At 70.2% G+C, this 12,141-nt stretch carries 9 protein-coding genes; 1 reads left to right on the top strand and 8 read right to left on the bottom strand.

Features of this window, described 5'->3' with window-relative positions; translation table 11 throughout:
- Positions 1-7 precede the first annotated feature (7 nt).
- The 8 genes from scpB to AB5J56_RS35090 form a co-directional block, all read right to left on the bottom strand.
- Entirely contained in the window at positions 8-658 is a 651-nt protein-coding gene (gene scpB, locus AB5J56_RS35125) for an SMC-Scp complex subunit ScpB (protein ID WP_369238791.1), read from the bottom strand.
- Entirely contained in the window at positions 655-1,779 is a 1,125-nt protein-coding gene (locus AB5J56_RS35120; protein WP_369238789.1) for a ScpA family protein, read from the bottom strand. Before AB5J56_RS35120 ends, scpB begins: the two co-directional genes overlap by 4 nt.
- 19 nt (positions 1,780-1,798) lie before the next feature.
- Entirely contained in the window at positions 1,799-2,362 is a 564-nt protein-coding gene (locus AB5J56_RS35115; RefSeq protein WP_369238787.1) for a hypothetical protein, read from the bottom strand.
- On the bottom strand, positions 2,347-3,474 hold the full coding sequence (locus AB5J56_RS35110) for a ParA family protein (protein ID WP_369238785.1): 1,128 nt from the start codon (positions 3,472-3,474) through the stop codon (positions 2,347-2,349). The genes AB5J56_RS35115 and AB5J56_RS35110 overlap by 16 nt, the downstream gene beginning before the upstream one ends.
- A 446-nt stretch (positions 3,475-3,920) precedes the next feature.
- Entirely contained in the window at positions 3,921-5,036 is a 1,116-nt protein-coding gene (gene ald, locus AB5J56_RS35105) for an alanine dehydrogenase (RefSeq protein ID WP_369242982.1), read from the bottom strand.
- A 172-nt stretch (positions 5,037-5,208) separates the two neighbouring features.
- Positions 5,209-7,290, bottom strand: coding sequence for a tetratricopeptide repeat protein (locus AB5J56_RS35100; protein ID WP_369238783.1), 2,082 nt, complete (start codon positions 7,288-7,290; stop codon positions 5,209-5,211).
- A 162-nt stretch (positions 7,291-7,452) separates the two neighbouring features.
- A complete protein-coding gene (locus AB5J56_RS35095; RefSeq protein WP_369238781.1) occupies positions 7,453-8,079 on the bottom strand; it encodes an NUDIX domain-containing protein in 627 nt (208 codons plus the stop codon).
- An 87-nt stretch (positions 8,080-8,166) separates the two neighbouring features.
- Entirely contained in the window at positions 8,167-9,834 is a 1,668-nt protein-coding gene (locus AB5J56_RS35090) for a CTP synthase (RefSeq protein WP_369238779.1), read from the bottom strand.
- Positions 9,835-10,307: 473 nt separating this feature from the next.
- Here AB5J56_RS35090 and AB5J56_RS35085 point away from each other — a divergent pair, with 473 nt between their 5' ends.
- Positions 10,308-12,110 (top strand): glycoside hydrolase family 15 protein, encoded by a 1,803-nt coding sequence (locus AB5J56_RS35085; protein WP_369242980.1) that lies wholly within the window; start codon positions 10,308-10,310, stop codon positions 12,108-12,110.
- The last annotated feature ends 31 nt before the right edge of the window (positions 12,111-12,141 follow it).

The following is a 12,141-nucleotide window of genomic DNA, read 5'->3' as shown; positions in this document are numbered from 1 at the left end:
GTTCCGTCTAGTCGTCTGCGTCGTCTTCACCCGGCGCGTCAGGAGCGTCCGGGTCGAACGACGGAACACCTTCCAGCGTCTCGGCCTCGATCGCATCCGCCTCGGGAAGGAAGGGCGCGAGCTCCGGGAGTTCGTCCAGACCGCGCAGGCCCATCCGCTCCAGAAAGTAGTTCGTCGTCCTGTACAGGATCGCACCTGTTTCGGGTTCCGCGCCCGCCTCCTCGACCAGACCGCGCTGCAGGAGGGTGCGCATCACACCGTCACAGTTCACTCCGCGGACCGCCGAGACCCTGCTGCGGCTGACCGGCTGGCGGTACGCGACGACCGCGAGGGTCTCCAGGGCCGCCTGGGTGAGCCGGGCCTGCTGGCCGTCGAGCACGAAGCGTTCGACGGCCGCCGCGTACTCGGGGCGGGTGTAGAAACGCCAGCCCCCGGCGACGAGCCGCAGCTCGAAGCCGCGCCCCTGGAGCGTGTAGTCGTCGGCCAGCTCCCGCAGCGCGTCCGCGACCTGTCGCCGCGGCCGCTCCACGATCTTCGCGAGGTGTTCCTCGGTCGCGGGCTCGTCCACGACCATCAGGACGGCCTCCAGGGCGGGCTTGAGGTCGAGGTCGGCGACGGTGCGCGGGCCCGCCGGTGCCTCACTGATCTGCTCACTCACGCCTTCTTCTCCTCCTTGGCGTCCTCGGGGGGCCGGTCGAACTCGTCCGTCACCCTCGGCTGGTCCCCGCCTTCGCCGCCGGTCCAGCGCACGATCAGGTCCCCGAGGGCGTCCTCCTGGTCCAGTGCCACGGCCTTCTCGCGGTACAGCTCCAGCAGGGCGAGGAAGCGGGCGACGACGGTGAGCGTGTCGTCGGTGTCCTCGACGAGGGTCCGGAAGCTGGCCTCGCCGAGCTCCCGCAGCCGCGCCACGACGATCCCGGCCTGTTCCTGCACGCTCACCAGCGGCGCGTGGATGTGATCGACGTACACCTGCGGCTTGGCCTTCGGCTGCATCGCCTTCACGGCGAGCTTCGCGAACCCTTCCGCCCCGATGCTGATCACGACCTCGGGCAGCAGCTCGGCGTGGTGCGCCTCCAGGCCCACGGTACGGGGGTAGCGGCGGGCCTCCTCGTCCAGGCGGGCGTTGAAGATGTCGGCGATCCGTTTGTACGCCCGGTACTGCAGCAGCCGCGCGAACAGCAGGTCCCGGGCTTCGAGGAGCGCCAGGTCCGCCTCGTCCTCCACCTCGGCGGTGGGCAGCAGCCGCGCCGCCTTGAGATCCAGCAGGGTCGCGGCCACGACCAGGAACTCGGTCGTCTGATCGAGGTCCCAGTCCGGCCCCATCGCCCGGATGTGCGCCATGAACTCGTCGGTCACCTTGGAGAGGGCGACCTCGGTGACATCGAGTTTGTGCTTGGAGATCAGCTGGAGGAGGAGGTCGAAGGGCCCCTCGAAGTTCGAGAGGCGGACCTTGAAGACGCCGTCGCCGGGTTCTTCAGGTTCGGGAGATGGTTCGAGAGACGGCTCGGGAAGCGGCTCGGGAAGCGGCTCGGGAGGCGCGTTGCCCGTCGCGGGAGGCTCGGGCGCCGTCGCGGGAGGCTCCGACGCCACAGCCGGTCGCTGGGGCTCCACAGCCGGTCGCTCGGGCTCCACCTCAGGCGCCTCGGGCTGCGCCACGGGCGCCTCGGCCGGGCCGACCGCCTCCTCGACAGGAGCCGGAACGGCCCCCGGCCCCCGCCCCAGCGCGCGCCGACGGCCGGCGGAGCCGGGAGCGGAGGTGGGGGTGTCGTTCGAGGTCATGGCGGTCGCAGGCTATCGCCTAACGGCCGCGAAGCCGCCGTACGAGAATGCTCGCGTCGCCGCGGGACTCCAGGTCCGCGAGGACCACGGCGACCGCCTCGCGGACGATCCGCCCGCGGTCCACGGCGAGCCCGTGCTCGCCCCGGAGCACCAGGCGGGCGTGCTCCAGGTCCATGAGCTCCTCGGCGGACACGTACACGGTGATCTTCTCGTCGTGCCGCTCCCGCCCGCTGGGGCGGCGGTTGGCGGCGCGCTGGCGCTTGTTGCTGCGGGCGGCGGCAGAACCTTCCTGCGATCCCTGACGTCGCCCGGCGCCCTCCGCTCCCGCGGCCCGGCTGCGGGATTCCCCCGCGTCGGACTCGGAGTCGGTGGCGACATGTTCGTCGCCCTCGCCGTCTCCGCCCTGGACGGGCACCGACGGCGGTGCGTCGTCACCGGCGGCGGCCGCGTCGCTCTCCCCCGCCGGCCCCGGCACCCGGGCCTCGCCATTGGCCTGGCGCCTGGGGGAGGACGCCTGGAGCGCCATTCCCCCGGTGGTACGGAACAGTTCGTCGGCCCCCGGCAGACTCACTCGGCGTGACACCGGGCGAGCACCTCCCTGGCGAGCTGGCGATAGGCGGCGGCACCGACGGAGTTGGAGGCGTACGTGGTGATCGGCTCACCGGCGACGGTGGTCTCCGGGAAGCGGACGGTCCGGCCGATCACGGTGTGGTAGACGTGATCGTCGAAGGCCTCGACCACGCGCGCGAGCACCTCACGGCTGTGCACCGTGCGGGAGTCGTACATCGTGGCCAGGATGCCGTCGAGCTCCAGCTCGGGGTTGAGCCGCTCCTGGACCTTCTCGATGGTCTCGGTGAGCAGCGCGACTCCGCGCAGTGCGAAGAATTCGCACTCCAACGGCACTATCACCTTGTGAGCGGCCGTCAGGGCGTTGACGGTGAGCAGGCCGAGCGAGGGCTGACAGTCGATCACGATGTAGTCGTAGTCGGCCATCAGCGGCTTGAGCGCACGCTGGAGCGTGGACTCACGCGCGACCTCGGAGACGAGCTGCACCTCGGCGGCGGACAGGTCGATGTTGCTGGGCAGCAGGTCCATGTTCGGAACCGCTGTCTTCAGGAGCACCTCGTCTGCCGCCATGCCCCGCTCCATGAGCAGGTTGTAGACGGTGAGGTCGAGCTCCATCGGGTTGACGCCGAGGCCCACGGACAGGGCGCCCTGCGGGTCGAAGTCGACGAGCAGCACCCTGCGTCCGTACTCCGCGAGGGCGGCACCCAGGTTGATGGTCGACGTCGTCTTGCCCACGCCGCCCTTCTGGTTGCACATCGCGATGATCTTCGCGGGTCCGTGATCGGTCAGCGGGCCCGGGATCGGGAAGTACGGCAGCGGGCGCCCGGTCGGGCCGACGCGCTCGCGGCGCTGACGGGCAGCGTCGGGCGCGAGCGTGGCCGCGTACTCGGGATCGGGCTCGTACTCGGCGTCGGGGTCGTAGAAGTGCCCTTCGGGCAGTTCGTCGTAGTCGGCGAAGTGGGTGTGGTTCTCGCCACTTCCGTTGCCGGCCATGGCGTTCACGTGATGGCCATCCATGCTCGGGTGTGCTGTCTGAGTCATCCGGGGACTCTTTTGGGCTGCGAAGGTTCGGACAGCGACGGAGCCGACAGCCTGAAGCCCCGTGGGGCTCTGGCCCCGCGCCGGCATTCCTGGTTGACCACCCCCGGGAGTAAATGTCGACTCATTCACAAGTCGTCTTACCTCCTTGGTGACCAGGAAACTTCTCGATAGGTCAGCGTGGCACCATGCCGACGGTTGGCGACTCTATGGCGTGTCACCGGTCCGCAGCAACACAATCCGCCGGACCCGGCCCGATGTGTCGGCAACCGAACACCCCTCTGTCAAGGGCGTAAGGCCGTCGCACAGCAGGTTTCACCGGTGTGCGAATCGGTTAAAGAGTTACGTTCGCGGCAAGTTGATCGAGTGTCGCAAAGTGACCCGACACACATCCGGCCGGACCTTGTCTGGCAAGGTCCGGCCGGGTGCGCGGTGTTGACGACCTGTGTTGACGTATCGCCTTTTGTCGGCCGGGAGTCGGCCGTGCGGGAGCCGTGAGTCAGCGGTTAAGTCGACTCCTGGCGCCCTCGGCGGGCTCAGCCGAGCAGGGTCTCCAACTCGACGTGCTCCAGGCCGTGCGCCTCGGCGACCTCGCGGTAAACCACCTTGCCGTCATGGGTGTTGAGACCCTTGGCGAGCGCGGCGTCGCGGCGCAGCGCCTCGACCCAGCCGCGGTTGGCGAGTTCCACGATGTACGGCAGCGTGGCGTTGGTCAGCGCGTACGTCGAGGTGTTGGGCACCGCGCCGGGCATGTTGGCGACGCAGTAGAAGACCGAGTTGTGGACCTGGAAGGTCGGCTCGGCATGCGTGGTGGGACGGGAGTCCTCGAAGCAGCCACCCTGGTCGATCGCGATGTCGACAAGGACACTTCCGGGCTTCATCCGGGAGACCAGCTCGTTGGTGACCAGCTTCGGGGCCTTGGCGCCCGGGATGAGCACCGCGCCGATGACGAGGTCGGCGTCCAGGACGGCCTTCTCCAGCTCGAAGGAGTTGGACATGATCGCCCGGACCTTGGTGCCGAAGACCTTGTCCGCCTCGCGGAGCTTGTTGATGTCGCGGTCGAGCAGCGTGACGTGGAAGCCCATGCCGACGGCGATCTGCGTGGCGTTCCAGCCGGAGACGCCGCCGCCGATGACGACGGCCCGCGCGGGCTGGGTGCCGGGGACGCCGCCGGGGAGCACGCCACGGCCGCCGACCGAGCGCATCAGGTGGTAGGCGCCGACCTGCGGGGCCAGCCGGCCCGCGACCTCGGACATCGGGGCGAGCAGCGGCAGCGCGCGGCTGGGGAGCTCGACCGTCTCGTATGCGATCGCCGTGGTGCCGGACTCGATGAGCGCGTCCGTGCACTCCTTGGAGGCGGCCAGGTGCAGGTACGTGAAGAGCGTCTGGTCCTTGCGGAGGCGGTGGTACTCCTCGGCGATGGGCTCCTTGACCTTGAGCAGCAGGTCGGCGGTGGCCCACACCTCGTCGGCGGTCGGCAGGATCTGCGCGCCGGCGGCGACGTACTCGCCGTCCGGGATCGACGAGCCGACACCGGCGTTCTGCTCGACGAAGACCTGGTGGCCGTGGCGCACCAGCTCGTGCACACCGGCGGGGGTGATGGCCACCCGGAACTCGTTGTTCTTGACCTCGCGGGGGATGCCGACCTTCACGTCGATCACGGTCCTTGGCTCAGAGGGTTCTGGGGCTGCGGTTGCCAGGCCCATGCGAGCCGGGGCAATGCATGTCATACCCGGATACACGGGGCGCACCGGGAGACACCACGAAAGAACGCGGCGGAGCCAGTCTAATGAAGGGATTCTCTCTGTCTAGCCTTTCAAAGCATCAATCTTCTTCGGATGCACTACGGATTTCGCAGGCGTTAGCGTCCTGTTCCCTGGCTGTCACGCTCTCCGGGAGCTCATCTCCCAGCATGCGCTCGGCCGCGCCGCGGTGCAGTCGGGCGGCGGTGGAGTCGCCGAGCCGGTCCAGGGTGTCGGCCAGCCGGAGCTGGAGCGCGGCCTGCAGACGTACGTCCTCGGCGCGGCGCGCCCACTCGACCGCCTCCTGGCAGGTGCGCAGCGACTCCTCGGGCCGCCCCGCGTACTCCTGCACCCGCGCCATCTCGCTCAACGCCCTTGCCTGGGCGCCCACATCGCCGTTCTTGCGGTGCCCGGCGAGCGCGGCGCGCCAGCCCCGCAGCGCCTCCCCGTAGCGGCCCGCGTAGGTGTGCACGGTGGCGATACGGCCGTACAGCCGGGCGGCGTCCACGCGCTCGTCGCGGGCGAGGCGCTGGGCGAGCGCCCTGCCGTACCAGTCGGCGGCCCGGTCCCAGTCCTCCAGCTCCTGGTGGGCGCCGCCTACGGATTCCATCGCGCGGCCGGTCGCATACGGGTCGTTCGCCTCGCGTCCGGCGTCCAGGGCGGCCCGGTAGCGGCCCAGCGCCTCGGCCGTACGGCCGGTCTGCGCGTCCAGGTCGCCGAGGTTCAGCAGCGCCGCGGCCTTCTCCCGGGGCAGGTCGCGGCGCTCTGCGACATCGAGGACCAGCCGGTGGATGCCGTACAGCTCGGGCGCCGCCGCCTGCGTACCGAAGTGCGCGACCATCGCCCGCACCAGCGCGGCCATCAGGCGCCGGGCGAGGGTGTCCAGCTCCCCGTCGGCGACCGCGAGCCGGGCCGAGGCGAGCAGCGCGGGCCGGCGGATGCGCAGCCAGTCCTCGGCGGCCCGGGGGTTCGGGAAACGCAGGGCGCGGGGCATCCCGGCGAGCTTCTCGCGGGCGGGCGAGCTGTCGGTCTCGGTGATGGCCCGGCAGGACACCAGCAGCCGTACGGTGCGCTCCAGCATGCGGGCGCGGGCGAGCTGGAGCTCGGCAGGGCGGTCGTGGGTCTCGGTGAGGGCGCGCAGCAGCGGGAGCAGGCAGCCGGGCACCTCGTACTGCGGCAGCGGCGAGTCGACGGTCCGGACGAGGCCGAGCGCCACGAAGTCGTCCAGGGTGGTGCGGGCGGCGTTGACCGAGCAGCCGGCGAGCGCTGAGGCGGTGTGCGGGTCCACGAGGCCGGCGGGGGCGAGGGAGAGCAGGCGCAGTATCCGCGCGGCGGCGCTGGGCAGCGAGGCGTACGTGAGGCGGAAGACCCGCGCCGTCGGCGTGCCCTCCTCGTTCTCGGTGTGCAGGTGCTTGGCCAGGTCGGCGACGGCGGCCTGGGGTCGGGCGGCCAGCCAGCGCCCGGCGAGCTCCAGGGCGGCGGGCTGGGCGGCGCACTCCTCGACCAGACCCTCGGCGGCGCGCGGGTCGACGGTGATGCGCACCGAGCCGGTGTGCCGGGTGAGCAGTTCCAGCGCGGACTTGGTGTCCAGGCCGCCCAGGGTGCAGGGCCGGACGTCCGCGATGCCGGTCAGCGGCCCTCCGGAGACGGCCACGACCAGGCACTCGGGGCGGTCCGGCAGCAGCGCGTCGACCTGTTCGGCGTCCGCCGCGTCGTCGAGCAGCAGGACGGCGCGGCGGGTGGCGAGGGCCTCGCGCAGCGCCTCGGAGAGGTCGTCGGCCGAGGCTCCGGCCGGGGTGCGCAGCTCCAGCGCGGTGAGCAGGTCGCGGGCGGTGCGTTCGGTGGGCACCGGCGTGCCGTCGGGTTCGGTGAGCCGGGCGCGCAGCACCCCGTCGGGGTAACTCTCGGCGACCTGCCGTACGAGTTCCTCGGCGAGCGCGGTGCGGCCGGAGCCGGGCTTTCCCGCGATGAGCAGCACGCGGGCACGGGGCGCTTTTCGGCCGGAGAGGGTGTCCAGGCCCGCGCGCTCGATGTCGGCCCGGAGTTCCTTCAACTCTCTTGTACGGCCGAGGAACTGACTCTCCGTGGGAGCGGACCCGGCAGCCGGGCGCTGCCCCTGTGCCGACACTTTCGTGCCGCCGTTGTCCACCGCCTGATCCGTCACGGGCCACACTCCCGTCCCACTGCGCGCGCAAACCCGCCGGGACTCCGGACGAGGCGTTTTCAGAGCCTAGTTCACGCTCTGCGACGATCCGTGTGGAGCGCGGCGGACACATCCCCCGATCGGATCAGCCGATCGTCACACCGGGAGGGCTGATGTGGTGGGTCACGCCTCGAAGGGCCGGGCTGGCCAGGAGGCCTCCGCGGGGCGCAGCGCGTCGAGTCCGTCGCCGTTCCTGGCCGCGACCAGCGAAAGGACACCGACGACCAGGCAGTTGTTGTGCAGGTCGCCGACGAGGACGCCACGGACGAGTTCGTCGACGGAGACCCGGGCGAGCTCCATGTCGGCCTCCTCGTCCTCGACCTCGAAGCGCTGCCCCTCGGCCTCGGACAGGTCGCGGGCGAGGAAGATGCGCACGGCCTCGTCACAGCCGCCGGGGGTGGTGTAGACGTCGGTCAGCACCCGCCAGTCCCCGGCCTTGATGTGCGCCTCTTCGTAGAGCTCGCGCTGGGCCGCGTGCAGCGGGTTCTCACCGGGAATGTCGAGGAGTCCTGCGGGGATCTCCCAGAGCTTGTGGCGCACGGGGTGGCGGTACTGACGCAGCACCACGACGCGCCCGTCGTCGTCGAGGGCGAGGACGGCCACGGAACCGGGGTGGACCTGGTAGTCGCGGTGGACGACCGAGCCGTCGGGCATGACCACATCGTCGGTGCGGACAGAGGTCTTGTTCCCGACGAACGGGGTCGCGGTCGCCTTGACCTGCCACTCCTCGGCGGTGTCCTTGATCGTCATGTCGACTCGTCCTCCTACGCACCCATTGAAAACCGGGGCGCGCACCTCGTGAAAGACGCGCACCCCGGCCACCGTACAACTCTTGAACTACTTGCCCGTCTTGCGCTCCACAGCGGCCTTGACCAGGCCCGCGAAGAGCGGGTGCGGGCGGGTCGGACGCGAGCGCAGCTCGGGGTGCGCCTGGGTCGCGACCAGGTAAGGGTGCACGTCACGCGGGTACTCGACGTACTCCACGAGCTTGCCGTCGGGGGAAGTGCCGGAGAACTGCAGACCGGCCTTCTTCTCCAGCTCGCCGCGGTAGGCGTTGTTCACCTCGTAGCGGTGGCGGTGGCGCTCCTCGACGTACTCCTTGCCGTCGTACACCTCGCGCACGATCGAGCCCTCGGCGAGCTTGGCCGGATACATGCCCAGGCGCATCGTGCCGCCCATGTCGCCCTCGCCGGCGACGATGTCGAGCTGCTCGGCCATCGTGGAGATGACCGGGTGCCCGGTCGCGGAGTCGAACTCGGTGGAGTTGGCGTCCGGGATGTCGGCCAGGTTGCGCGCGGCCTCGATCACGATGCACTGCAGGCCCAGGCAGAGGCCGAGCAGCGGGATCCGGTTCTCGCGGGCGTACTGGATGGCGCCGACCTTGCCGGAGACACCGCGGTCGCCGAAGCCGCCGGGGATGCAGATCGCGTCGACGTCGCCGAGCTGCCCCGCGGCGCCGGACGGCGTCTTGCAGTCGTCCGAGGTGACCCACTTGATCTTCACGCGGGCCTTGTTGGCGAAGCCGCCGGCGCGCAGCGCCTCGGTGACCGAGAGGTAGGCGTCGGGCAGGTCGATGTACTTGCCGACCAGCGCCATGGTGATCTCGTGCTCGGGGTTGTGGACGCGGTCGAGCAGGTCGTCCCAGGTCGTCCAGTCCACGTCGCGGAACGGCAGGTCCAGCTTGCGGACGACGTAGGCGTCGAGGCCCTCGCCGTGCACGGTCTTCGGGATGTCGTAGATCGAGCGGGCGTCGGGGCAGGCGACCACGGCGGCCTCGTCGACGTCGCACATCAGCGAGATCTTGCGCTTGATCGCGGTCGGCACCTCGCGGTCGGACCGCAGCACGATCGCGTCCGGCTGGATACCGATGTTCCTCAGGGCCGCAACCGAGTGCTGGGTCGGCTTCGTCTTCAGCTCTCCCGACGGGCCGATGTAGGGCAGGAGGGAAATGTGGACGACGAAGACGTTGTCGCGGCCGACCTCGTGCCGGACCTGGCGGACCGTCTCCAGGAACGGCAGGGACTCGATGTCGCCGACCGTGCCGCCGACCTCGGTGATGACGACGTCGACCTCGTCGGTCGCCATACGCCGGATGCGGTGCTTGATCTCGTTGGTGATGTGCGGGATGACCTGCACGGTGTCGCCGAGGTACTCGCCGCGCCGCTCCTTGGCAATCACCGTCGAGTAGACCTGGCCCGTGGTGACGTTGGCGGAGCCGTCCAAGTCGCGGTCAAGGAAGCGCTCGTAGTGTCCGATGTCCAGGTCGGTCTCGGCACCGTCGTTGGTGACGAACACCTCACCGTGCTGGAAGGGGTTCATCGTGCCCGGGTCGACGTTGAGGTACGGGTCGAGCTTCTGCATCACGACGCGCAGGCCCCGCGCCTTGAGCAGCATGCCGAGGCTGGAGGCGGTGAGGCCCTTGCCGAGAGAGGAGGCGACACCCCCGGTGACGAAGATGTGCTTGGTCGTCGTGGCTGTGCTGTTTCGGAAAGCAGCGGGCGGCATGGCCAAGAGGGGGCTCCCGTGGTCGCGGTTTGGGGTGCGTGCCGGCGTCCCACCCGGAAGATTCCGGAGGTGCCGTCGCTGCGGTTCGGGGGTTTCTTGCCCACCGGTCCACGGGCTACCAGGGTATCAGCGACGGGACGAGACCGCTTCCGGCCACGCTCCGCGCACACGTCGACACGGAGCCCGCACGGCGCTCACCCGATCGGCTCAGCCGGGTTGCCGGGAGCGGCACGCGGATCTTCCACGTGCGTCGTATCCTGCTCGGACACTCGCTGCCGAGCCCGGCCGGCACACGGCACCATCCCCGTCCGTATCCCGGAACAACGAGAGCTCGTCAGTTCGTTGCGCAACGACAATCGCACCGCCCATCGCACCGACAATTGACGTTTCGCACCGACGCTTCTACACCGACCCCTTGACCGCAGAGCGACCGCCCCTCGGGGGGCGACGTGGCCGTTCGACTGGAGATGCACGTGGCCGGGCGCATCGAGGACTACGCACTTATCGGAGACATGCAGACAGCAGCGCTGGTCTGCCGGGACGGCACAGTCGACTGGCTGTGCCTGCCCCGCTTCGACTCGCATGCCATTTTCGCGGGCCTCCTCGGCACCGACGAGCATGGTTTCTGGCGCCTCGGCCCGGCGCACGCCGCCGACGCGGAGCCGCCGAGAGCCTCCCGCCGCAGTTACCGCGGCGACTCGCTGATCCTCGAATCCGAGTGGGACACCCCGCGCGGCACGGTCCGCGTGACCGATTTCATGCCCCCGCGTGACGGCGCGCCGCAGCTGATCCGGATCGTCGAGGGCGTCACCGGCCGGGTGCCGATGCGCTCCGCGCTGCGGATGCGTTTCTCGTACGGACGTGTGGTGCCCTGGGTGCACAAGCACGAGGGGCGCACGGTCGCCGTCGCCGGGCCCGACTCGGTGTGGTTCGACACGGCCTGCGAGACGTACGGCAAGGCGCTCACCACGTACGCCGACTTCACGGTGGCGCCGGGCGACCGGATCGCGTTCACCATCTCCTGGGAGCCCTCGCACAAGCAGCCGCCGGCGCTGCCCGAGCCGGAGCAGTCGCTGGAGGCCACCGAGGAGTTCTGGCGCGAGTGGGTGGAGCAGTGCACGTATCACGGCCCCTACCGCGAGGCCGTGGTGCGCTCCCTGATCACGCTGAAGGCCCTGACGTACGCGCCGACCGGCGGGATCGTCGCCGCGCCGACGACGTCGCTGCCGGAGGAGATCGGCGGCGTCCGCAACTGGGACTACCGCTACACGTGGCTGCGCGACGCCGCCATCACCCTCTCCTCACTGCTGCGCACCGGCTACCGCGAGGAGGCGCGCGCCTGGCGTGAGTGGCTGCTGCGGGCGGTCGCGGGCGACCCGGAGAACCTGCAGATCATGTACGGCATCGCGGGCGAACGGGAGTTGGGCGAGGCGGAGCTCGACTGGCTTCCGGGGTACGAGAATTCGGGCCCGGTGCGCGTCGGCAACGGCGCGGCGCACCAGCTCCAGCTGGACGTGTACGGCGAGGTCACCGAGGCGCTGCACCTGGCGCACATGACGGGCCTGTCCCGCAACGACTACGCCTCGCTGCTCCAGTTGAAGCTGATCCGCTATCTGGAGGACCACTGGGACCAGCCGGACGAGGGCATCTGGGAGGTGCGCGGCCCGCGCCGCCACTTCGTGCACTCCAAGGTGATGGCCTGGGTCGCCGTCGACCGCACGATCAAGCTCATCGAGTCCGGTGACGCGGACGGCCCGCTGGAGAAGTGGCGCGAACTGCGCGACGACATCCACCGGGACGTGTGCGAGAAGGGCTACGACAAGGAGCGCAACACGTTCACGCAGTCGTACGGCTCCAAGGAGCTGGACGCCTCGCTGCTGCTGATCCCGCAGATGGGCTTCCTGCCGCCGGACGACAAGCGCGTGATCGGCACGATCGAGGCGATCCAGCGCGAACTGTCCACGGAGGACGGCTTCATCCTGCGCTACCCCACCTCCGGTGAGGACGCGGGCGTGGACGGTCTGGAGGGCGACGAGGGCGCGTTCCTCGCCTGCTCGTTCTGGATGGCGGACGACCTCGCGATGATCGGCCGTGTGGACGAGGCGCGCAAGCTCTTCGAGAAGCTGCTGGCCCTGCGCAACGATCTCGGGCTGCTCGCCGAGGAGTGGGACCCGCGCCTGCAGCGTCAGGTCGGCAACTTCCCGCAGGCGTTCAGTCACGTGCCGCTGATCGACACAGCGCTGAGGCTGACCGCTTCGGGGGCGTACGGCGGCTGAACAGGACCGGCACACCGCGCCCGCCTAGGCT

Origin of the sequence: Streptomyces sp. R21, from assembly GCF_041051975.1 — a bacterium.
In the GTDB taxonomy this organism is placed as follows: Bacteria; Actinomycetota; Actinomycetes; order Streptomycetales; family Streptomycetaceae; genus Streptomyces.
The sequence above is the reverse complement of the archived record's forward strand: the minus strand, read 5'-3'. Positions and strand labels throughout refer to the sequence as shown.